Genomic DNA, 20,753 nt, shown 5'->3' on the forward strand with positions numbered 1-20,753 from the left:
TGCGGATCGCCTCGCCCCGCTGACAGCGCGGACGGCCTCCCCCCCGCTCAACGTGGGGACGGCCTCGCCCCGCTCACTGCGCGGACCGGTCCACCACACCCGACCCCCGCCCATGCCGCTCCCGATGACCCCGCACCCGCCATGCCCATCGCCCCCGCCCCCGCATCACGACCGGCTCCCCGCTCCGCACGCCCGACAACACCCCGGTCCGAACCCCGGACGGAGCCTCGCCGGACGGAGCCCCACTGGACGGAGCCCCACTGGACGGAGCCCCACCCGACAGACCCCCACTGGACGGAGCCCCACTGGACCGAGCCCCGCCCGATAGACCCCCGCCGGACGCAGCCCCGCCCGACAGCCCCCCACCGGACTCCGCCCCGTCCGACACCACCGCCCCCGTGAACACCATGGGCGGCGCCACCCGCTGCCCACGGTGCACGACCGCGGGCCGCACCACGAACAGCACCGGATCCCAGGCCACACAGCCGGGCCACAGCTCGCAGTCGACCCCCGCCCCGGGTGGCGCTCCCGCCCCGGGTGGCGCTCCCGCCCCCGACAACGCCCCCACACCCGACGACGCCCCCACACCCGACAACGCCCCCGCCCCCGACTGCCCATCAACCCACCCCAGCGTCACCGGATCCCAGGAGAACTGGACCCCCGCCTCGGCAGCGGCACCCCGTAGTGCCACCGCCGCGGCCTCCCACGCACCACCCCCGGCCCCCGCAACCTCCGCACTCACCTCACCGCTCGCCCTCCCGACCCCACCCACCGCCAACCCCAACCCCAACACCCTCCGAATCAGCTCTCCCACTCCCCAGGCCTGCTCCCGCGCCCCCCGGGCGCCCTCCGCGCCCGCCTGCCAGGCCCGCAGCCACACCTGCTGGAGGTCGTCCGCGACGTCGAGGGCCCGGCGGCGGGAGTCGTCGAGTACGTCACCGCTGCCGGGACTCCCCGTGGCGAGGAGACCGCGGATGTCCTCCTCGTGTCGCTCCACGTCGTCGCCGAGGTCGCGTACCGCCGCGGTGAGCGTGTCGAGCCGGGTGAGGACGTCAGGGAGGGCGGCGTCGGCGTACCCGCCGCCCTCGCGGACGCGCGCGCCGTCCTCGTCGTGGTTGCCCTTTCGGGAGAACATCCGGATCGCCTCCCCGTCAGCCGGAGTTCGGGTCGTGCGGAGTCCCACGTCCCACGCGGCCGGAGCGCACTCAGAACTCGGGGTCGAGGTCGAGCGTCGCGGCGGCCGCCTTGCCGTCGTGCCGGTTGACCGCGCGCACGGTGATCTCCGCGCGGCCGAACGTCAGGTGGACGTCGACCTCGCGGTTCTCGCGTGGCAGGTGCATGCAGGTGCTGAGGTCGACGGTGATGTGGCCGATGCGCTTGGCGGGCGCCGAGTCGTAGTAGCGGGGGTCGGGGGCGTGGGTGGCGTAGAACTCGACGGTCATCAGGGGCAGGTCGGCCCGGATGGGGACCACGTTCCGGTGGGCCACCTCGTGGCCGACGCCGACGCGCTCGCCGATGGTGACGAACCGCAGGAAGCGGTCGGGGCAGAAGTTCCGCCCCTCGTCGTTGGTCTCCAGGGGCCGGTCCTGTGCGCCGTCCTCGTCGTCGTACGGCTCGGAGACGCGGGCGCCGTACGTGTAGAGCGCGCAGCGTTCCGAGATGTCGGGCCCGGCGCGGCGCGCGGCGGCCGTGGAACCCGCGGCCCCGGCGCCTTGTTCGCCGTCCTCGCGGACCGCGGAGGCGTAGCAGCGGTGCACCGCCCCGTGCAGCACGGCCCGCTCGGGCCGGTCCGGGGTGAAGACCCGCGCCCGCTGCCCGACGTGGGCCCGTACGCGCTCCCGCAGGTAGGGCGACTTCGAGAACCCGCCGACCAGATACACGTCCGGCCGGCCGCCCCCGGCGGCCTCCGCCGCGCGCGCCAGGTGCTCGTCGACCAGCGGCAGGATTCCCCCGACCGCCGACTCCAGGAGGCCGGTCATCTCCTTGGGCCGGACGACGATCCGGTCCCCCTTGCCGCCCTGGACCTCGCCGAGGTGGCGCAGGTCGTCCGGGGAGAGCAGCCCGTGCAGCCCGTCCACACGCAGCGCCACGCTCTCGCGGGAGCCGACCGTGAACGTGTTGCGGTGCGACTCCCAGTCGCTCAACAGCTCCTGGAACTCCGCCCAGTGATGGCGGGTCAGCCGCTCGAGGTTCGTCTGGTCGAGGAACCGGCTGCCGAGCACGTCCCGGATGAATCCGTTCGTCGTGTACGTGGCGCCGAACGCACCCCCGGAGGGGCGGCCGAGCTGCGCCAGGGAGCCGTCCCCGAGCACCTCGTACGCCACCACGTCGACCGTGCCGCCGCCGCAGTCCGCCACCACGAACCGCCGCCCCGGCCTGCGGAACGCGCTGAGCAGCGCCCGCACCGGGCCGGTCGGCGTCAGCTCCTGGACGGCGCAGTACAGCGCGGCCATGTCCGGCTCGGGTTCGAGCAGCAGCGCGTCGTGCCCGGACGGGAAACCGGCCGTGCCCGCGGCCTCGCGCATGGCGCCGAGCGCGGCCTGGGACCAGATGGCGGGCACGGTCAGGCACCACCGTATGTCCGACTCGCGGTAGCGGCCCCCGTCGGTGATCTCGGCGACGGCGACCTCCCGCAGCCGGGCGAGATACGCGGCGATCAGCGGCACAGGGCGTGACAGGTCGTCGGAGAGCGCGCGGGGCACGCGGCTGCCGGGGGCGGGCCGTGAGGGGTCGTCGGAGGGGCGCAGCGACATCTTCATGCCGGTGACGAGGCGGGAGCCGGGCGGGCGTTCGGCGCGCACGGCCGGGTACCCCCAGGCGAGCACGGCGTCGGAGCCGTCGAGGAGCAGGGCCGAGCGGGTCTTCGGATAGCGCTTCTCGGTGGTCCCCGGCCACTGCTCCCGGTCGACGATGTCGCGCCGCCGTGGGTCCGCGCCGTCCCGGGTGACGGCACTCCAGGCGTATCCGCTGGCGTGCGTACCGAAGTCGATGGCCGCCGCCACCCGAAACCGCGCCCCCATCGTCAGCCGTCCTCCCCCTTGCCCCGCCCCGGGGCACCGCTCTCGCCCCCGCCGGGGTCGTCCTCGCCGTCGTCCTCCCCGAGGAGCCGGCGGCGGTTCTCCTCGGCCGCGATGCCCTCGGCGGACGCCCGCAGTCCGGCTGCCTCGCCGCCGAGCTTCAGCGAGTCCAGGACGGGCAGCAGTCCGCGGACCCGGTCCAGATAGATCTGGCGTTCCGCGCGCGTCCCGGGCGTGGGCAGGTGCAGCGCGCGGCGGGCGGTGATCAGGGCGGGCTGGTCGAGTCCGGCCTCCTGGTAGGTGGCCGCCTGCTGGATGAGCGCGTCGGTCTCCGCCTTGAGGCCCCGGTCGACGGAGACGTCCAGCATCGCGGCGGTGCCGAGGGCGGCGGCGCGGGGCAGCGGGTCCAGGGAGCCGTCGAGCCGGGCGTGCAGCTGCGGGTCGTGCCCCGCCGCCACGTGGAACCACTCGGCGATCACGGCGGCGACGCCCGCGGCCACCGTGGCGATCTGCGCCTCGACCGCGTGCCGCTCCTTGCCCGCTTCCGTCGGCAGCGCCGGGAACGGCAGCGAGAGCCGCACCGCGGCGGGCACGAGGGGCGAGAGCGCGTCGAAGGTCCCGAGCCGCCGCGGCACTTCGGGCAGCGTGGCGGCGGCGGAGGCCTCGCCGTAGAGGTTCCAGGCGACGATGTCCACGCGGGTGCGCCAGCCCTCGGTGATCTCCCCGTGGACGAGCACCACGGGGTGTGCGGCGAGCACTTGGCGGACGAGGTACAGGTCGGTCTCGTGCCGGTTGAGCGGGCGCCGGAACAGGCCCGGCACGCCCGCCATCAGCTTCGGGCCGGGCAGCTCCCTGAGCGCCTCGCGCAGATGGGAGTCGAACTCGGCGTTGACCGGGTCGATCCGTGCGTGCGGGTCGCTGGCGCGGAAGAAGGGGGCGGTGATGAGGGCGGGCAGGGTGCCGTTGCGGGTCTCGGCGGTGATCTGCGCGCTCACCTGGTGCGGATAGACCAGTGCGAAGGGGGTGTGCTCGCGGTGGTGGGCGGCGTCGGCGAGTGCCTGGTTCAGTTCGTAGTCCACCTGTGCGCCGTGCGTCCGCTCGTCCTTGCGCTGGCGGTGCTCCCGGTCGGACTGCTCGCGGCGCAGGCCGGCCTTCAACTCGATCCGGCCCCGTGCCAGTTCGTCCGTCAGGCGGGCGTGCCGCTCGGCGAGCCTGGCCGCCTCCTGCTGGAGCTTGCGCTCGTGTTCGCGCTGTTCCTCGGACCACTGGCTCGGGGGCACCGTGACGGTGGAGTGCGGTGGCAGGACGTCCACTTGGGAGGACGGCGAAGGTGACGACGAGCCGCCCTTGCCGGGGGCCGCGGCGGCGTGCTTGCGCTCGTCCCGGGCGAAGTCCCGCAGCCTGCGGTCGTGGATCTCGAGCCGCTTGGTGTCCTGGCGGGCGCTGTAGATGTCGACGGCGGCCTTGGGCAGACTGCCGATGGCGTCCGCGACGCCCCGGGCGACTTCCTTGGCCGTGTCGCCGAGGCTGCGGATGAAGTTGATGATGCCCATGGCCGTCCGTCCGTCCGGTGCGGGTCGGCTGACTGTGGGCGTGCCCTACCCGTGACGGCGCGGCGGAATGCCTGATTCTCCCGGCACGTCACATAAAACGAAGAATTGATCGCTTGTGGCAGTGTCCGATCGCTTGTGTGCGATTAGCGCGAAGCGTTCCGCTTCGCTGGCCGCCTTCGCCGCCGGACGCGAAACACCCCGCTGGTCCAGTTTCCTGGACCAGCGGGGTGTCTGTGGCGGTAGCGGAGGGATTTGAACCCTCGGTGACTTGCGCCACACTCGCTTTCGAGGCGAGCTCCTTCGGCCGCTCGGACACGCTACCGAGAGAGATCCTAGCCCAAGGTGGGCCGTGGACCGAAATCCGTTTGGGCTACCCCTCGGCGGGCGGGCCGCCGCGGTCCCGGGAGCGGGCGAAGAAGTCGGTGAGCAGCCGCGCGCCCTCCTCGGCGAGCACCCCTTCGACGACTTCGGGCCGGTGGTTGAGGCGTCGGTCGCGCAGCAGGTCCCACAGGGAGCCCGCGGCACCCGCCTTGGCGTCGCGGGCGCCGTAGACGACGCGTTCCAGGCGGGACTGCTGGAGCGCGCCCGCGCACATCACGCACGGCTCCAGGGTGACGACGAGCGTGCACCCGGGCAGCCGCCAGCCGCCGAGCTTCGCGGCGGCCCGGCGCAGCGCGAGGATCTCGGCGTGCGCGGTGGGGTCGCCCCCGGCCTCGCGTTCGTTGTGGCCGGTGGCGAGCACCGTCTCGCCGTCCGCGGCGAGCACGACGGCGCCGACGGGCACGTCACCGCCCCGGACGGCCCGTTCGGCCTCGTCCAGGGCGATCCGCATGGGCGCCCGCCAGCGCTCTCGTACCGGATCTGGGAGTTGGGTCACACGGTGAACCTAACGGACGGTTTCGAGGACCTCCGCGGCTCCGAGGATGTCGGCGATCTCGCTGAGCGCGTCGCCGCTCTCCAGGCTGAGCAGGCCCTTCTCCGGCACGCCGAGGTCGCTGAGGATCTGTGTGTCCCCGAGCGGCCCGGAGGGCACGGCCTCGCCCGCGGCGTCCGGTCCGTCCGTGTCGTCGTCGGAGCTGTCGGACTCGCCGTCCTCGGTGCCGTCGAGGTTCAGCGCCTCCAGGGCGTCGGCCTCGTCGTCCGGGTCGCGGCCCAGCATCTCGTCGGTGAGCAGGATCTCGCCGTAGGCGCTGCGGGCGGCGGCCGCGGCGTCGGAGACGTAGATCCGCGGGTCCTCCTCGCCGTCCACACGGACGACGCCGAACCAGGCGTCTTCCTGTTCGATGAAGACGAGGACTGTGTCGTCGTCGGCGCCCGTGATGCCGACGGCGGCCTCACGGGCCAGGTCGGTCAGATCCGACAGGGTCTCCACATCGTCGAGCTCCGTGTCGCTCGCTTCCCACCCGTCTTCGGTGCGCGCGAGCAGTGCGGCGAAGTACACCGTGACTCTCCCACTGTTCATAGGCGCCGGTTGGGGGTCCCCCCGGCGGACGTCGGCGGCGGGAGTGCTGTTCCAAGCCCCGCCCACTCGGAATCGTGGCAGAAACAACGGCTTCAGGAGAGGTCTTCGGACCGCTGTGTCCGCGTCGCGTTGCGAATCACATGCCGCTTTCGGGCCGCGGCCCCCTCGCGGCTACCAGCGGAACGTACGCATACGCATCGCCTGTCGCAGTCGGGCCGCCCGTGCGCGGCGTGGTGTCACCCGGGCCCGCAGCTCGCGGGCCTCGGTCAATTCGTGCAGGAACTGGGCACGGCGCCTGCGCCGCTCGGCTTCCGTCTCGCGTCGCCTGCGTCGCTCGGCGTCGCTCTCGCGCGCTTCCCGGTCGGGCATAGGCCACACCACCCCAGTTCGTACGTCCACCTTCCCCCGTGGCCGGGGTTGATGCCAGCGCGGGGGGGATCAGGGGGCCGCTTCGCCCGGTTACTGTTGAACAATGCGGATCCACGTCGTCGACCACCCGCTGGTGGCGCACAAACTCACCACGCTGCGCGACAAGCGCACCGACTCCCCGACCTTCCGGCGCCTGGCCGACGAGCTGGTCACCCTGCTCGCGTACGAGGCCACCCGGGACGTGCGCACCGAGCAGGTCGACATCGAGACCCCCGTGGTCGGGACGACCGGCGTCAAGCTGTCGTATCCGCGGCCGCTGGTCGTGCCGATCCTGCGCGCCGGTCTCGGCATGCTCGACGGCATGGTCCGCCTGCTCCCGACGGCCGAGGTCGGCTTCCTCGGGATGATCCGCAACGAGGAGACGCTGCAGGCGTCCACGTACGCGACCCGGATGCCGGAGGACCTCTCCGGCCGCCAGGTCTACGTCCTCGACCCGATGCTCGCCACCGGCGGCACGCTGGTCGCGGCGATCCAGGAGCTCATCAAGCGCGGCGCCGACGACGTGACCGCCGTGGTGCTTCTCGCCGCCCCGGAGGGCGTCGAGGTCATGGAGCGCGAGCTGGCGGGCACGCCGGTGACGGTCGTGACGGCGGCGGTGGACGAGCGCCTCAACGAGAACGGGTACATCGTGCCGGGCCTCGGCGACGCGGGGGACCGCATGTACGGGACGGCCGAGTAGCCGTCGTACGGGACGGCCGCGAGGCCGTCAGGCGGTGCGGGACGGCCGAGTGACCGCCCCGGGAACGGGAGCGCTGAGCGGCCCCTCGGGCGCTCAGCAGTTCTTGCCGTCCGACCGCTGCGCCTTCGAGGGCGTCGGCACGGGCTCGGCGAGTGCCGCCAGGGCCTTGTCGGCGTCCGGCTTCTTCGCCAGGTCCTTGAACTTGCTGCCGAGGATCAGGTCGACCTCGCCGCCCTTGCGGGTGTCCGTCTGCTTGGCGGCGCCCTTGAGCTGGGTGGCGAGCACCGGCAGCGCGGTGTCGGCGGCGGACTTCGCGCCGAGCACTATCCCCGGGCCCTCGACCTTCTTGTCGAACGCCTTCGTCGCGTTGCCCACGTCGCCGATGGCGAAGCCGCGCTTCTTCAGCTCGGCGGCGGTCTCCTTGGCGAGGCCGCCGCGCGGGGTGGCGTTGAAGACGTTGACGGTGATCTGGCGGGGCCGGGGGAAAGCTTTCGGCTTGGTCTTGCGCGCCGCGTCGGCCGATGCCGGTCTCGTCGCGCAGTCCTTCGCCCCGCCCGCCGCCGACGCCTTGTCGTCGCCGGAGAACACGTCGATGAGCTGGAGGCTGCCCCAGCCGAGCAGCCCGGCCGCGGCGAGCGACGCGACGGCCGCGAGCACGATCCGGCGACGACCGCTCGGGCGGCGCATTCGCGGGTATTTGTCCCCCGTGATGCGGTACTTGCCGCCCATGCCGGGGGGAGTGAGCATGCTCATGGGCGCAGCGTAGTGCCGCGCGGCGGTGATTCCTACTAAATGATCATTGCCCGGCGCCAAGGCCAACCCGAAAGGGCCAACGTGGCGCGGGGCCCGGGCTCAGCCCAGTTCGAGAACGCGGGCGTGCAGCACCTGGCGCTGCTGGAGCGCGGCGCGGACGGCCCGGTGCAGCCCGTCCTCCAGGTACAGATCGCCTTGCCACTTCACGACGTGCGCGAAGAGGTCGCCGTAGAACGTGGAGTCCTCGGCGAGCAGCGTTTCCAGGTCCAGCTGGCCCTTGGTCGTGACGAGCTGATCGAGGCGGACCGGGCGCGGCGCGACGTCCGCCCACTGCCGGGTGCTTTCCCGGCCGTGGTCGGGGTACGGCCGGCCGTTTCCGATGCGCTTGAAGATCACACGGAAAGCCTACCGGTCAAGGCTCTCCGGGCGCAGCCATGGCGGCCGAGTGCGACCCTGGGAAATGACGCCGTAAACCGGGACAAACCCGGAACTCTCAAGCCGGGAGCAGGGGCCGAAGTGAGCGACAGCCAGCCGATGCCGTCCACACCCGATGGCGGAAACCCCCCGAACGAGTCCGCGTCCGACCCCGCGGTGACGCCGTCCGCACTGCCCCCGGAGGCCGCCGGGATCGCCGCCGGGTACGCCTTCGAAGGCCCCGCCCTCGACCTCGGCGCGCTGCTGTGGGACGGACGGTGCCTCCCCGGGGCGCAGGTGCGCATCCCGCTGCCGATGCTCAACCGGCACGGGCTCGTCGCGGGCGCCACCGGCACCGGCAAGACCAAGACCCTCCAGCTGATCGCCGAGCAGCTTTCCGCCCAGGGCGTGCCCGTCTTCCTCGCCGACATCAAGGGCGACGTCTCGGGGATCTCGGCGCCCGGCGAGGCCGGTGACCGGGTCACCGGGCGGGCCAGGGACGTGGGGCAGGAGTGGGTGCCGCGCGGGTGCCCGTGCGAGTTCTACGCCCTCGGCGGGATCGGCACCGGGATCCCCGTGCGGGCCACGATCACCAGCTTCGGCCCGGTCCTGCTCTCGAAGGTGCTCCGGCTGAACCAGACGCAGGAGCAGTCGCTCGGCCTGATCTTCCACTACGCCGACCAGAAGGGCCTCGAACTCGTCGACCTGAAGGACCTGCGCGCCGTCGTCGCCTTCCTCACCTCGGACGAGGGCAAGCCCGAGCTGAAGACGGTCGGCGGCCTGTCCACGGCGACCGCCGGGGTCATCCTGCGGGCGCTGACGGCGTTCGAGGCACAGGGGATGGGGGACTTCTTCGGGGAGCCGGAGTTCGACACGCGTGAACTGCTGGGCGCGGGGGGTGGGGAAGGGGCGGGGGCGGGGGCCGGATCGGGTGCGGCGGGTCTCGTCTCCGTACTCGAACTGCCCTCCGTGCAGGACAAGCCCGCCCTCTTCTCCACCTTCCTGATGTGGCTCCTCGCCGACCTGTACCACGACCTGCCCGAGGTCGGGGATGTGGACAAGCCCAGGCTCGTCTTCTTCTTCGACGAGGCCCATCTGCTGTTCAGCGGCGCCTCCAAGGCGTTCCTGGAGTCCATCACGCAGACCGTGCGGCTGATCCGGTCCAAGGGCGTCGGCGTCTTCTTCGTCACCCAGACCCCGAAGGACGTGCCCGCCGACGTCCTCGCGCAGCTCGGCAACCGGGTGCAGCACGCGCTGCGCGCCTTCACGCCCGAGGACGAGAAGGCCCTCAAGGCGACGGTCCGTACGTTCCCGAACTCCGCGTACGACCTGGCGGAGACGCTCACCGCCATCGGCACCGGCGAGGCCGTCGTCACCGTGCTCAGCGAGAAGGGCGCGCCCACGCCGGTCGCGGTCACCCGGCTGCGGGCGCCGCAGTCCCTGATGGGGCCGATCGCGGCGGCGGACCTGGAGCGGGCCGTCCGGGATTCGCCGCTGTACGGGCGGTACGCGGAGGCGGTGGACCGGGAGTCGGCGTACGAGCGGCTGAGCGCGCGGGAGGCCGAGCGGGCCGCCGCGCCCGCTCCGGCGGAGGCTCCGCGTCCGGGGAAGGCCAGGGCGAAGGAGAGCGGGGGCGGGTCCGTCGTCGAGCAGGTGATGGGCAGCGGGATGTTCAAGTCGCTGCTGCGGTCGATGGGGACGCAGATCGGGCGGGAGATCTCGCGGTCGGTCTTCGGCACGGCCAAGCGCCGGCGGTAGCCGTCGGCGCCGGTGGTGGCCGCCGGGGGTGCCCTCGGCCGGGGCGGCTAGCCCTTCGCGGCCTTGGCCGCCTTCGCCGCCGCCTTCATCTCCTGCTTGTGCGCGCGGACCTTCTGCAGCGACTCGGGTCCCGTGATGTCCGCGACGGACCGGAACGCCTCCGGCTCCCCGTACGCCCCGGCCGCCTCCTGCCAGCCCTTGGGCCGCACGCCGAGCTGCTTGCCGAGCAGGGCCAGGAAGATCTGGGCCTTCTGCTTGCCGAAGCCGGGCAGCTCGTTCAGGCGCCGCAGCAGCTCCTTGCCGTCGGCCGCGTCCCGCCAGACGGCCTCCGCGTCGCCCTCGTACGTCTCCACGAGGTACTGGCACAGCTTCTGCACGCGCCCGGCCATCGCGCCCGGGTAGCGGTGCACGGCGGGCTTGGCGGAGAGCAGCTCGACGAAGGCGTCCGGGTCGTGGGCCGCGATGTCGTGGGCGTCGAGGTCGTCCGCCCCCATCCGCTGGGCGATCGTGTACGGACCCGCGAACGCCCACTCCATGGGCACCTGCTGGTCCAGGAGCATCCCTACGAGCGCGGCCAGCGGGCTGCGGCTCAGCAGCGCGTCGGCCTCTTCTTGCTGTGCGAGGTGCAGCGTGGCGTCCATGGGGCGATCATCTCGCGGGCGCGGGGGGTTCGCAGGGCGGGGCGCGGGCGGGCGCGGGGGCGCCGGAGTGGACTGGTGGGGGCACCTGGGGCGGGCGGCGCCGGAGGGGACCGGCGGGAGCACCGGCGACGGCGCTCGGAAAAGCGGGTGCGGGAGCACCGGCGACGGCGCCCGGAAAAGCGGGTGCGGGCGCCGCGGGCCGCCGCCTAGCCTGGGAGGCATGTCTACGCCCCGCATCTCCTAGCCAGGACACACGCCTTCACGTCACCCGTGTGTCCTTTCGCTATCGCGGAGCGTTTCCCCATGCTTTCTGTACGTGACGTCGACCTGCGCGTCGGCGCCCGGACCTTGCTGTCCGGCATCTCCTTCCACGTGGGCCCCGGCGACCGCGTCGGCCTGGTCGGCCGTAACGGAGCGGGCAAGTCCACCCTCCTGAAGACCCTCGCCGGACCGGCCCCGAGCGCCACCGGCACGATCACCCGCACCGGCTCCCTCGGCCACCTCGCCCAGGACCCGGCCGCCGCCGACCCCGCGGCCACCGTCACCGACCGGATCCTGTCCGCGCGCGGCCTCGACGAGGCGGTGCGCGCGCTCCGGGCCGCCGAGGCCGCCCTGGCCCGCGGCGCCGACAGCGCCGACGGGCGGGCCGCGCTCGCCGCCTACGCCCGCGCCGACGACGCCTTCCAGGCCCGCGGCGGCTATGGGGCCGAGGCCGAGGCCGCCCGGGTCGCGGCCGGGCTCGGCCTGCCCGAGCGGGTCCTCGGGCAGGCCGTGGGCGAGCTGTCGGGCGGGCAGCGGCGGCGGGTCGAACTCGCCCGGATGCTGTTCGCGCGCCCCGACACCCTGCTGCTCGACGAGCCCACCAACCACCTCGACCGGGACTCGGTGGAGTGGCTGCGGGCGTTCCTGCGCGTGTACCCGGGCGGTGTCGTCCTGGTCAGCCACGACCTGACGCTGCTCGCCGACGTCGTCAACCGCGTCTTCCACCTCGACCCCGGCCGCGCCGCCCTCGACGTCCACAACACCACCTGGCCCGCCTACCTCGCCCAGCGCGCCGCCGACGAGCGCCGCCGCACCCGGGAGCGCGCCAACGCCGAGCGGAAGGCCACCGCCCTGCGCACCCAGGCCGACCGGATGCGCGCCCACGTCGCCACCGCGACCGCCGCGAAGAACATGGCGCGCCGCGCCGACCGGCTGCTCGCGGGCACCGAACCCGCGCGGCGCGGCGAGAAGGTCGCCCGCATCCGGCTCCCCGAACCCGCGCCCTGCGGCCGCATGCCCCTCGGCGCCGTCAGCCTGGAGAAGTCGTACGGGACCCTGAAGGTGCTGCACGGCGTGGACCTCGCCGTGGACCGGGGCAGCCGCCTGGTCGTGCTCGGCTTCAACGGGGCCGGGAAGACGACGCTCCTGCGCCTCCTCGCCGGGCGCGAGACGCCGGACGCGGGCCGGGTCGTGCGCGGGCACGGGCTGCGGATCGGGTACTTCGGGCAGGAACACGACACCCTGGACGGGGAGTCGACCGTACGGGAGAACCTCGCGGCGGCCGCGCCCGGCCTGACCGACGGCGAGGTGCGGCGGGTGCTCGGGTCGTTCCTGTTCGGCGGCGACGACGCGGACAAGCCCGCCAAGGTGCTCTCCGGCGGCGAGAAGACCCGCCTCGCCCTGGCCGGACTCGTGCACTCCGGCGCCAACGTGCTGCTCCTGGACGAGCCCACCAACAACCTCGACCCCGCCTCCCGCGACGAGGTCCTCGCCGCCGTGGGCACGTACCCCGGAGCGATCGTGATGGTCACCCACGACGAGGGCGCGCTCGACGCCCTGCGCCCCGACCGGGTCCTCGTCCTGCCCGACGGCACCGAGGACCTGTGGAGCACGGAGTACCGGGAGCTGGTGTCCCTCGCCTGAAGCGGCGCCCTGCGTCCAGGGGCCGAAGGGCGGGGGAAACCCGCGCGCCGGGCGCGTGGCGCGTGTGTTTCCATGCCCGGATGAGCGACCGACGCGCGGGTGCCGAAGCCATGGATCCTCTCGTACGGGGACGGGTCCTCGTACGAGGGCGGGTCCCCGCCGACCTCGACGCCTGCGTGCGCGTGCTCGCCGACGTGCACGCAGGCGACGGCTATCCCACCAACTGGCCCGCCGACCCCGCCGGTTGGCTGTCGCCGTCGGGCCTGCTGGGGGCCTGGGTGGCCGAGGCCGACGGGGCCGTCGTCGGGCACGTCGTGCTCTGCGGACCGGGCGCGGACGACGTGGCGCCCGGGATGTGGGGCGCGCGGGACGGCTCGACGGCCGTGGTCAGCCGGTTGTTCGTGGGGCCGGCGGCGCGGGGGCGGGGGATCGGCGCGGTGCTCCTCGACCGGGTGGCGGGGGCGGCGCGGGAGCGGGGGCTGTGGCCGGTGCTCGACGTGGTGGCCACGGACAGGGGGGCCGTGGCGCTGTACGAGCGGGCGGGGTGGGAACTGCTCGGGGTCGGTGAGCAGCGGTGGAGCGAGGAGCAGAGGGTACGGGTGCGGTGCTACGCGGGGCCGGGGGTGGCGCCGGGCGCGGTGCCGAGGCCGGAGTCGGTGTAGGCGGTACCACCCGCCTCGTCCGCCCGACCAGCCTCCGCCGCCGCGCCCGCCCTACCCGCCTCCACCCACGTGTCCGCCCCATCCGCCCCATCCGCCCTACCCGCCTCGCCCGCCGCGTCCCGCCGCGCCCCCAAGAACGCCCGCAGCACCGGCCCTTGAGGAGCCGTCGCCCGTACCGCCGCCCAGATGGACCGCACCGGCTCGGGATCGGTGACCTCGCGCACGACCCACCGGGACGCCCTTCGTCCGTGCCCGGCGCCGTGACCAGGCCCATCTCCGGCACCAGGGCGACGCCGACCCCGGCGGCCACGAACCCCTGCCGACGAGGGGCCGACCGCGGCGGCCACGGTCGGCTGTCTGCTCCCGGTCGTCTCGGTCGGCCTGGGCGCGCTGGTCCCGGGGGAGGAGACCGGCGTACGGGTGTTCGCCGAGATGGGGGCGGTGCTGGTGGGAGTGGGGCTCACCCGGGTCGGGCATGCCCGGGCGGGGCGTTCGCAGGCAGGAGGCACGCGGCCGGGCGGGGCCCGCCCGGAGGCTCACCTGCCGAGCAGCGACCGCACCGCGGCCCGGTCCACGCCGGTGAGAGCGCGCAGGACCAGCGGGGTGAGCAGCACCAGCAGCCAGCCGAAGGCGCCGACGCCGGCGACCTGCCAGGGCGACTCGATGTAGTACGCGTGGTGCTCGCCGCCGGACGTGTAGTCGAAGAGGCGGTACCCCGGCCAGTCGGTGTAGCGCGCGAACACCCAGGAGTACGCCGGGAACAGCGCGACGGCCCAGCCGGTCACCCACAGCGTCAGCGCCACCACGAAGCTCGTCACCCGCCACGGGAACATGACGACCTGGAACACCAGGGCCCGCCACCCCGCCCCGTCCCCGATCCGGGCCCGCACCCCCGACCAGGCCCCGCCGTCGCCCGCCCGCACGGCCGCGGGCTCCGCCACCTCGACCCCGAGCTGCTCCCGCGCCCGCCGCCGCTCGACCGCGCCGAACCCGCGCGCCCCGGTCAGCATCACCGCGAACACGGGCAGCCCGAGCAGCGTGACGGCGAGCCCCGCGCCCAGCGAGAACAGCGTGACGGCGAAGACGAACCCGGCGACGGCGATCGGCAGCGAGACGAGCGTGTACCCGAACTCGCGGAAGGTGACGGCGGCGAAGGGGGCGCGCCAGAAGCCGGGGCGCGGGGAGGGGACGCGCTCCCGGACCGGGACCGGGGCCGGGGCGGGGGCCGCGGACGGGGTCGGAGCGGGGGCGTAGGGGAGCGTGTCGATGGTCATCGGAGGGCCTCGTATTCGTCTGTTCGCCCGGCAGGGGACGTACCGTGCTGACATCCCCACTCTGCTGCGGGTGCGGCTGCCGGGGTATGGGGGGAGACGGTGTCCGGGGGTGTACCCAGCCCCCCTCTTCGCCCCGCCCCTCCGGCCGCGGGCGCCCCGGACCGCCGCGGCCGGAATTCGTTGAAGCGCCCGCCACCGCCGACGGTCTCCGCCCGGACATCTCTCGCGACGGGCCCGGCTGCGGGATACTGGGGGATCATGTCGGCCCGGCCGTGGGGCCAGGCGGAGGTGACGGCGATGCGGCCCGAGAATCGCGGGGAGGACGAGGAACTCGTCCGGCCGGAGCAGGGCGAGCGGCAGCGGATCACCGACGTCCTGTCCGTCGCCGCGGCGACGGTGGACGTCGACCAGGTGCCGGAGGCGCTGTGCCGGGCGTGCGTCGAGCTGCTGCCGGTCACGGGCGCGTCCGTCTCCCTCGGCCACCTCGGTTCCCTCAGCGGGGACTGCGGCGTCAGCGTGACGCTGTGCGCGAGCGACGCCGTCGCGGCCGGGCTCGCCGAGGCGCAGTACACCCTCGGGGACGGCCCGAGCCGACGCGCGCAGCTGCTGGGGGCGCCGGTGCTCGCCGCGGACCTCACCGGCGGGCCCGACGCCCGGCGCTGGCCGGTGTTCGCCCAACAGGCCGTGGAACTGGGCGGGCGAGCGGTGTTCTCGCTGCCGCTGGGCACCGGCGCGCTGGCGATCGGCACCCTCGACCTCTACCGTGACCGCCCCGGCGTCCTCTCCGAGCGGGACCTGAGGATCGCCCTGCTGGTCCGCGACGCCGTCACCTTCGCCGTCGCCAACCTCCAGGCCGGTACCGGGAACGGGTTCGATCAGGACGACGGCGGAGTAGCGTCGTGGGTGGAGGCCGCCGAAGCCGACCATGTCGAGGTCCATCAGGCCGTCGGCATGGTGATGGTGCAGTTGGGCGTCGATCCGGACCAGGCCCTTGACCGGCTCAGAGCCCGCGCCTTCGCGCAGGGCAGGACGGTGAGCGAAGTGGCCCGCGACGTCGTCGCCCGCACCTTCCGCTTCCCCGACGCGGAGGGGACACCGGCCGACCACGACGACAGCCCCGATCAGGACCATGGGCGCCATGGCGACCGCGAAGGAGACAGCGAACGGTGACGAACCGCGAACAGCAGCTCGCCGAGGCGTTCGTGGGCCTTGCCAACACCCTCGCCGACGACTTCGACCCGGTCGTCCTGCTGCACCGCCTGGCCGGACACTGCGTCGACATCGTCGGCGCCGACGTGGTCGGCGTCATGGTGGCCACGCTCCGCGGCGACCTGCGCACCATGGCCGTCTCCGACGAACGGGCCGCCGTCGTGGACCTGTTCCGGCCACAGACCACGGAGGGCCCCTGCCTGGACTGCTACCGCGCGGGGAGCCCCGTCGACGTACCCGACCTGGCGGGCAGCGGTGCGCGCTGGCCGCGCGTCGTGCCGCTCGCGGTGCGCGCCGGTCTCCGGTCGGCGCAGGCGCTGCCGCTGCGCGTCAACCACCGGACCATCGGCGCCGTGGGCCTCTTCCGCGCCGCGCCCGGCGGCCTGCTCCCGGCCGACCTGAAGCTGGCGCAGGCGCTCGCCGACGTCGCCGCCGTCGCGCTGATCCACTGGACCCCGGAGCGGGCCCGCCCCTCCGACGTCCTCACCCACGTCCAGTCCGCCATCGCCGCCCAGGCCGCCGTCGAGACGGCCACCGGCATGCTCGCCGAGTACGGCCGCCTGCACCCGACGGACGCCCGCCGCGCCCTGCACGCCTACAGCCACCACGACGGCGACAGCCCCGCGCACGTCGCGCGCGCCCTCATCCGCCGCACCCTCGCTCCGCAGACCGTCCTCGCCGGGTGGACCGGCCGCGGGGCGCGCACTGATGGTGGGGCGGGCTGACGGCGAGGCGCGCTGACGGTGAGGCGCGCTGACGGCGGACCGGCTGAACGTCGGCGCCCTCGGCCTCCGCACCCGCTCCCGCACGACCACGGCCCCCGCACGCGCAGCCACGGCCGACGCGAACCGCGTGGAGGCCCCGGCCGCCCGCTGAATCCGCCCCCTACGGGAGGCGGCCTTCGTACCAACGTCGAAGGCCCCGCTGCGAGGGCGAACTGGTGAGGGGTTGCCCCCCAACACGCTTTCCAAGTCTTCGTCTGCGGGTTCTGGGGCGTACCGGAACGTTCTGATCTGCGGTGCGGTCGACACGGTTGAGGCTTCTGAACGATGTTGTACGGCGGTGAACGCGACCAGAACTGCAACCGCTGCTGACCTACTTGCCGTGCTCCGGGCCGTACCACTGGAGGGCCTGTCCGGTCACTGCGGCGATGCGCTCGAAGTCGTGATCGCGATGGAGCAGGGTGAGCCCTTGCAGCTCAGCGGTCGCGGCGACGACAAGGTCGACCGCTCCGGCGCTTCGGTGTTTCCCCTGCTTGGTGAGGGCTTCCTGGACCTGCCAGGCGCGGTCGTAGGCACGGTCGTCGACGGGAACCCAGCCGAAGATCAGCCGCATGTCCTCGATGCCGCGCGCCCGGTCGGCGGCCGACCGGGCGCTGTAGAAGAACTCGAGCTCGGTGATTGGGCAGGTCGCGATGAGTCCGGCCGCAGCGGCCTGGTCCCAGCCGTACTGCTCTGCGTCCCCGCGCATGAACCGCGCGAGCGCGCTGGTGTCGATCAGGAACTGGGCCGCGTTCACCGGCGGTAGTTCTCCTTGTTCTCGAACAGCTCCAGATCAAATGCGCCGTCGCCCGCGGCAGCCCGCAGCCGGGCGAGAGCCAGGGCGCGGCGCCGGCTCTCCAACACCTCACGAAGAGCGGTGTTGACGGTCTCCTTCTTGGTGCTCGTCCCGAGGGCCTTCGCCACGTCTGCGACCAGGTCGTCGTCTAGGTCGATTACCGTACGACTCATGTGCACCCCCTTGATATCAACTATGGATGCAAGTATATCTCGCAAGGTGCCTTGTGGGGTGCCGTCGGCATCCTGGCCTGGCCGCCGGGTCCCACGCGGGCGTCACGCGGCGGTTGCGGTAGAGCGTGAGGACGCGTTCCGCTTGGTGCAGGTGGAGCAAACGGCGCTGAGGGGCGCAGGGCAACGAAGAGTGGGTCCTGGCTGGCGCAGGCCGGTGGGCCGTCGATCGGGACGGGCCACAGGCGCCTCCCCGCTGGCGCTCGCCACCCGCCGCGGTTTTGAAGGTCCTGGAGGGGTGCGGCGCTGCTGATGAGAACCGAGTCACGGTGGAGGCCGACGGAACCGAAGAAGGGCCCCACCGCGAACGGTGGGGCCCTTCGACATCGTGCCCGGTGAGGCACTGGCGGAGGATACGAGATTCGAACTCGTGAGGGGTTGCCCCCAACACGCTTTCCAAGCGTGCGCCCTAGGCCTCTAGGCGAATCCTCCGCCGCAAACAATACAAGACGCGGAGGAGTGCTCGCGAACGCGTTCCGGTCGGGGGGACCTGGCGCGTTCCTGCCGGGGGAGCGGGCTCGTTCGCACCCCCCGGGATCGGCTAGGGTGGGGGACAGCCCCTCACGCGGCGCTATCTGACTGAACTCCCCCAGGGCCGGAAGGCAGCAAGGGTAGGTCGGCTCTGGCGGGTGCGTGGGGGGCGCTTTGCGTTCCGGGGGCGGGGCGCGCGGTGGGGCCGGTGGGGGCGGGGGCTTCGTCCGGTGGGGGCGGGGGCTTCGTCCGGGGCGGTCCGGGTTGTCAGTGGGCGCCTATAACCTCGTATACGTGTCGTCTCTCGCGCTGTACCGCCGTTATCGCCCGGAGTCGTTCGCCGAGGTCATCGGGCAGGAGCATGTAACCGACCCGCTGCAGCAGGCGCTGCGCAACAACCGGGTCAATCACGCGTACCTGTTCAGTGGCCCGCGCGGCTGCGGCAAGACGACGAGCGCGCGCATCCTCGCCCGGTGTCTGAACTGTGAGCAAGGTCCCACTCCCACCCCGTGCGGCGAGTGCCAGTCCTGCCGCGACCTCGCGCGGAACGGGCCCGGGTCCATCGACGTCATCGAGATCGACGCCGCGTCCCACGGTGGTGTGGACGACGCCCGCGACCTGCGCGAGAAGGCCTTCTTCGGCCCGGCCTCCAGCCGGTACAAGATCTACATCATCGACGAGGCCCACATGGTCACGTCGGCGGGCTTCAACGCCCTCCTGAAGGTCGTCGAAGAGCCGCCGGAGCACCTCAAGTTCATCTTCGCGACGACGGAGCCCGAGAAGGTCATCGGCACCATCCGGTCGCGTACGCACCACTATCCGTTCCGGCTCGTCCCCCCGGGCACCCTGCGCGACTATCTCGCCGAGGTCTGCGGGCGCGAGGGCATGGCCATCGAGGACGGCGTCCTGCCGCTCGTCGTGCGCGCCGGTGCCGGGTCCGTGCGTGACTCCATGTCCGTCATGGACCAGCTCCTCGCGGGCGCCCGCGAGGACGGTGTGACGTATGCCATGGCGACGGGTCTGCTCGGGTACACGGACGGTTCGCTCCTCGACTCCGTGGTCGAGGCCTTCGCCTCCGGTGACGGCGCCGCCGCCTTCGAGGTCGTGGACCGCGTCATCGAGGGCGGCAACGACCCGCGGCGCTTCGTCGCCGACCTGCTCGAGCGGCTGCGGGACCTGGTGATCCTCGCCGCCGTGCCCGACGCCGCCGAGAAGGGCCTCATCGACGCCCCCAGCGACGTGGTGGAGCGCATGCAGGCCCAGGCCGGGGTGTTCGGCGGCGCCGAGCTGAGCCGCGCCGCCGACCTCGTCAACGAGGGCCTCACCGAGATGCGGGGAGCCACCTCGCCGCGCCTCCAGCTGGAACTGATCTGCGCGCGCGTGCTGCTCCCCGCCGCGTACGACGACGAGCGCTCCGTGATGGCCCGCCTCGACCGCCTCGAGCGCGGCGGCAACTTCATGGCCGCGGGTCCCGCCGGCGCTCCCGCCATGGGGTACGTGCCCGGTCCGGAGGCCCACGCCGCGGCGCGGCAGCCGGGTGTCGCGGTGCCGCCGCCGGGGCCGGACGTCCCGCCCGGGGGTGGCGCCGCGGCGGCTCGTGCGGCTGTACGGGGTGCCGGTGGCGGTGCTGAGGCCGGGGGCGTGCCCGCCGCTGCCCCGGCCGCACCTGCTCCCGCCCCCGAGGCTCCCCCGTCCCCCCAGCCCCCCGCCCCGGCCGCACCCACCACCCCGCCCGCCCCCACGGCCCCCGCCGACCCCCCCGCCTCCGCTCCCGCGGCCACCCGCCCCGGAAGCTGGCCCACGGCCTCCACCCCGGGCAGCGGAGCCCCGACCCCGAGCGGCGGCGCTCCCGGTGCCCCGGCCGCTGGGCCCGCCCCCGCGGCCCCCGCGGCGAACCGCCCGGGCGGCTGGCCGACGGCGGCCCCCGCGGGCGGCGGCCCCGCGCAGCCGCCCGCCGCACCCCCGGCCCAGGCCCAGACCCCGCACCCGGCTCCGGCCCCCGTCGCCCAGTCGGCCCCGGCCACCCCCGCCGCCGCGTACACGGGCGGTGGCCCCGACCCCCGCTCCCTCTGGCCGAACATCCTCGACGCGGTCAAGAACCGCCGCCGCTTCACCTGGATCCTGCTCAGCCAGAACGCCCAGGTGGCCGGGTTCGACGGCACCACGCTCCAGCTCGGCTTCGTGAACGCCGGCGCCCGGGACAACTTCGCGTCCAGCGGCAGCGAGGACGTGCTGCGGCAGGCGCTGACGGAGCAGTTCGGGGTGCAGTGGAAGGTCGAGGCGATCGTCGACCCGTCGGGCGGCTCGGCACCGCCGCCCGCCGCGAGCGGCTTCGGCGGCGCCCCGGTGGCCTCCCGCCCCGCGCCCCAGCAGCCCGCGCCGCCGCAGGCCCCCGCCCCGTCCCCGGCGCCGCAGCAGCCGGGCCCCGCCCAGCCGTCGTCCGCGCCCCCGGCCCCCCAGCAGGGCCAGTCGCGCCCTTCGGCGGCGCCCGCCCAGGCTCCGCCGTCCAGAGCCCCGGAGCACGTCGCCCCCGAGGACGACATCCCCGAGGACGACGACCCGGACCTGGTCGACTCGGCCCTGTCCGGCCACGAGCTGATCGTCAGGGAGCTGGGCGCGACGGTGGTCGAGGAGTACACGAACGAGTAGGAACCCCCAGCTCCGCCCGCCTCACCTGGAGAAACCCACAAGCCTCGGGAGCGCCCCGCCTCAGACGCCCGAACAAAGGCACTCCGTCCG

At 73.9% G+C, this 20,753-nt stretch carries 19 protein-coding genes, 2 tRNA genes and 1 other RNA gene; 8 read left to right on the forward strand and 14 right to left on the reverse strand.

The window, feature by feature from the left end; all coding sequences use genetic code 11:
- Positions 1 to 73: 73 nt before the first annotated feature.
- The 7 genes from ACZ6BG_RS29415 to ACZ6BG_RS29445 all read right to left on the reverse strand — a co-directional run bounded on the left by ACZ6BG_RS29415 (position 74) and on the right by ACZ6BG_RS29445 (position 6,401).
- Complete coding sequence (locus ACZ6BG_RS29415) at positions 74 to 1,135, reverse strand: hypothetical protein (RefSeq protein WP_469007006.1); 1,062 nt, start codon at positions 1,133 to 1,135, stop codon at positions 74 to 76.
- 70 nt (positions 1,136 to 1,205) lie between these two features.
- On the reverse strand, positions 1,206 to 3,020 hold the full coding sequence (locus tag ACZ6BG_RS29420) for a hypothetical protein (protein ID WP_469007009.1): 1,815 nt from the start codon (positions 3,018 to 3,020) through the stop codon (positions 1,206 to 1,208).
- Between the two features lie 2 nt (positions 3,021 to 3,022).
- Positions 3,023 to 4,570 (reverse strand): hypothetical protein, encoded by a 1,548-nt coding sequence (locus ACZ6BG_RS29425; RefSeq protein WP_469007012.1) that lies wholly within the window; start codon positions 4,568 to 4,570, stop codon positions 3,023 to 3,025.
- Positions 4,571 to 4,804: 234 nt separating this feature from the next.
- Positions 4,805 to 4,892: transfer RNA gene (locus tag ACZ6BG_RS29430), tRNA-Ser, on the reverse strand.
- A gap of 48 nt (positions 4,893 to 4,940) precedes the next feature.
- Positions 4,941 to 5,402: a tRNA adenosine(34) deaminase TadA gene (gene tadA, locus ACZ6BG_RS29435; protein WP_468454281.1), complete on the reverse strand. Its 462-nt coding sequence runs from the start codon at positions 5,400 to 5,402 to the stop codon at positions 4,941 to 4,943.
- A 54-nt stretch (positions 5,403 to 5,456) separates the two neighbouring features.
- Positions 5,457 to 6,011: a tRNA adenosine deaminase-associated protein gene (locus ACZ6BG_RS29440; RefSeq protein ID WP_469007217.1), complete on the reverse strand. Its 555-nt coding sequence runs from the start codon at positions 6,009 to 6,011 to the stop codon at positions 5,457 to 5,459.
- A gap of 192 nt (positions 6,012 to 6,203) precedes the next feature.
- A complete protein-coding gene (locus tag ACZ6BG_RS29445) occupies positions 6,204 to 6,401 on the reverse strand; it encodes a hypothetical protein (RefSeq protein WP_030363602.1) in 198 nt (65 codons plus the stop codon).
- Between the two features lie 103 nt (positions 6,402 to 6,504).
- Between ACZ6BG_RS29445 and upp the strand changes: the two genes are divergently transcribed.
- Positions 6,505 to 7,140, forward strand: a complete 636-nt coding sequence (gene upp / locus ACZ6BG_RS29450) for a uracil phosphoribosyltransferase (RefSeq protein ID WP_030363603.1) — start codon at positions 6,505 to 6,507, stop codon at positions 7,138 to 7,140.
- 93 nt (positions 7,141 to 7,233) lie between these two features.
- On the opposite strand, the gene ACZ6BG_RS29455 is transcribed toward upp, so the two are convergent.
- Both ACZ6BG_RS29455 and ACZ6BG_RS29460 read right to left on the reverse strand, forming a co-directional pair.
- Entirely contained in the window at positions 7,234 to 7,893 is a 660-nt protein-coding gene (locus ACZ6BG_RS29455) for a LytR C-terminal domain-containing protein (protein WP_469007015.1), read from the reverse strand.
- Positions 7,894 to 7,992: 99 nt separating this feature from the next.
- Positions 7,993 to 8,289, reverse strand: a complete 297-nt coding sequence (locus tag ACZ6BG_RS29460; RefSeq protein WP_003955420.1) for a type II toxin-antitoxin system VapB family antitoxin — start codon at positions 8,287 to 8,289, stop codon at positions 7,993 to 7,995.
- A gap of 120 nt (positions 8,290 to 8,409) precedes the next feature.
- On the opposite strand from ACZ6BG_RS29460, the gene ACZ6BG_RS29465 reads away from it, so the two are divergent.
- Entirely contained in the window at positions 8,410 to 10,065 is a 1,656-nt protein-coding gene (locus ACZ6BG_RS29465; protein WP_469007018.1) for a helicase HerA-like domain-containing protein, read from the forward strand.
- 47 nt (positions 10,066 to 10,112) lie between these two features.
- Here the strand turns inward: ACZ6BG_RS29465 and ACZ6BG_RS29470 are convergent, their stop codons facing one another.
- Complete coding sequence (locus tag ACZ6BG_RS29470) at positions 10,113 to 10,706, reverse strand: HhH-GPD-type base excision DNA repair protein (protein WP_469007020.1); 594 nt, start codon at positions 10,704 to 10,706, stop codon at positions 10,113 to 10,115.
- A gap of 303 nt (positions 10,707 to 11,009) precedes the next feature.
- On the opposite strand from ACZ6BG_RS29470, the gene ACZ6BG_RS29475 reads away from it, so the two are divergent.
- Together ACZ6BG_RS29475 and ACZ6BG_RS29480 are read left to right on the forward strand one after the other, a co-directional pair.
- A complete protein-coding gene (locus ACZ6BG_RS29475; RefSeq protein WP_469007022.1) occupies positions 11,010 to 12,611 on the forward strand; it encodes an ABC-F family ATP-binding cassette domain-containing protein in 1,602 nt (533 codons plus the stop codon).
- An 80-nt stretch (positions 12,612 to 12,691) separates the two neighbouring features.
- Entirely contained in the window at positions 12,692 to 13,273 is a 582-nt protein-coding gene (locus ACZ6BG_RS29480; protein ID WP_469007025.1) for a GNAT family N-acetyltransferase, read from the forward strand.
- A 536-nt stretch (positions 13,274 to 13,809) separates the two neighbouring features.
- Here the strand turns inward: ACZ6BG_RS29480 and ACZ6BG_RS29485 are convergent.
- Positions 13,810 to 14,547, reverse strand: coding sequence for a sensor domain-containing protein (locus ACZ6BG_RS29485; RefSeq protein WP_469007027.1), 738 nt, complete (start codon positions 14,545 to 14,547; stop codon positions 13,810 to 13,812).
- Positions 14,548 to 14,844: 297 nt separating this feature from the next.
- Between ACZ6BG_RS29485 and ACZ6BG_RS29490 the strand changes: the two genes are divergently transcribed.
- On the forward strand, positions 14,845 to 15,717 hold the full coding sequence (locus tag ACZ6BG_RS29490; RefSeq protein WP_469007031.1) for a GAF and ANTAR domain-containing protein: 873 nt from the start codon (positions 14,845 to 14,847) through the stop codon (positions 15,715 to 15,717).
- Positions 15,714 to 16,481: a GAF and ANTAR domain-containing protein gene (locus tag ACZ6BG_RS29495; protein ID WP_469007033.1), complete on the forward strand. Its 768-nt coding sequence runs from the start codon at positions 15,714 to 15,716 to the stop codon at positions 16,479 to 16,481. Before ACZ6BG_RS29490 ends, ACZ6BG_RS29495 begins: the two co-directional genes overlap by 4 nt.
- Before the next feature lie 370 nt (positions 16,482 to 16,851).
- On the opposite strand, the gene ACZ6BG_RS29500 is transcribed toward ACZ6BG_RS29495, so the two are convergent.
- The 3 genes from ACZ6BG_RS29500 to ACZ6BG_RS29510 all read right to left on the reverse strand — a co-directional run bounded on the left by ACZ6BG_RS29500 (position 16,852) and on the right by ACZ6BG_RS29510 (position 17,975).
- On the reverse strand, positions 16,852 to 17,274 hold the full coding sequence (locus ACZ6BG_RS29500; protein ID WP_469007036.1) for a PIN domain-containing protein: 423 nt from the start codon (positions 17,272 to 17,274) through the stop codon (positions 16,852 to 16,854).
- Positions 17,271 to 17,486: a type II toxin-antitoxin system VapB family antitoxin gene (locus ACZ6BG_RS29505; protein ID WP_023548893.1), complete on the reverse strand. Its 216-nt coding sequence runs from the start codon at positions 17,484 to 17,486 to the stop codon at positions 17,271 to 17,273. The genes ACZ6BG_RS29500 and ACZ6BG_RS29505 overlap by 4 nt, the downstream gene beginning before the upstream one ends.
- A gap of 401 nt (positions 17,487 to 17,887) precedes the next feature.
- A tRNA-Ser gene (locus ACZ6BG_RS29510) sits at positions 17,888 to 17,975 on the reverse strand.
- A 120-nt stretch (positions 17,976 to 18,095) separates the two neighbouring features.
- Between ACZ6BG_RS29510 and ffs the strand changes: the two genes are divergently transcribed.
- Positions 18,096 to 18,194: signal recognition particle sRNA small type (gene ffs, locus ACZ6BG_RS29515), an RNA gene on the forward strand.
- A 114-nt stretch (positions 18,195 to 18,308) separates the two neighbouring features.
- The gene (locus ACZ6BG_RS29520; RefSeq protein ID WP_469007040.1) at positions 18,309 to 20,663 is read left to right on the forward strand and encodes a DNA polymerase III subunit gamma and tau; all 2,355 of its coding nucleotides are present in this window, start codon (positions 18,309 to 18,311) and stop codon (positions 20,661 to 20,663) included.
- Positions 20,664 to 20,753 lie beyond the last annotated feature (90 nt).

This window comes from Streptomyces sp. NPDC041205, from assembly GCF_055591765.1.

Bases quoted from the DNA above. Each gene is read 5' to 3' on its own strand.
- ACZ6BG_RS29485 (WP_469007027.1), bottom strand. From the start codon at position 14,547: ATGACCATCGACACGCTCCCCTACGCCCCCGCTCCGACCCCGTCCGCG.
- ACZ6BG_RS29490 (WP_469007031.1), top strand. From the start codon at position 14,845: ATGCGGCCCGAGAATCGCGGGGAGGACGAGGAACTCGTCCGGCCGGAG.
- ACZ6BG_RS29425 (WP_469007012.1), bottom strand. From the start codon at position 4,570: ATGGGCATCATCAACTTCATCCGCAGCCTCGGCGACACGGCCAAGGAA.
- ACZ6BG_RS29475 (WP_469007022.1), top strand. From the start codon at position 11,010: ATGCTTTCTGTACGTGACGTCGACCTGCGCGTCGGCGCCCGGACCTTG.
- ACZ6BG_RS29415 (WP_469007006.1), bottom strand. From the start codon at position 1,135: ATGTTCTCCCGAAAGGGCAACCACGACGAGGACGGCGCGCGCGTCCGC.
- ACZ6BG_RS29445 (WP_030363602.1), bottom strand. From the start codon at position 6,401: ATGCCCGACCGGGAAGCGCGCGAGAGCGACGCCGAGCGACGCAGGCGA.
- ACZ6BG_RS29455 (WP_469007015.1), bottom strand. From the start codon at position 7,893: ATGAGCATGCTCACTCCCCCCGGCATGGGCGGCAAGTACCGCATCACG.
- upp (WP_030363603.1), top strand. From the start codon at position 6,505: ATGCGGATCCACGTCGTCGACCACCCGCTGGTGGCGCACAAACTCACC.
- ACZ6BG_RS29420 (WP_469007009.1), bottom strand. From the start codon at position 3,020: ATGGGGGCGCGGTTTCGGGTGGCGGCGGCCATCGACTTCGGTACGCAC.
- ACZ6BG_RS29505 (WP_023548893.1), bottom strand. From the start codon at position 17,486: ATGAGTCGTACGGTAATCGACCTAGACGACGACCTGGTCGCAGACGTG.
- ACZ6BG_RS29480 (WP_469007025.1), top strand. From the start codon at position 12,692: ATGAGCGACCGACGCGCGGGTGCCGAAGCCATGGATCCTCTCGTACGG.
- tadA (WP_468454281.1), bottom strand. From the start codon at position 5,402: ATGCGGATCGCCCTGGACGAGGCCGAACGGGCCGTCCGGGGCGGTGAC.
- ACZ6BG_RS29470 (WP_469007020.1), bottom strand. From the start codon at position 10,706: ATGGACGCCACGCTGCACCTCGCACAGCAAGAAGAGGCCGACGCGCTG.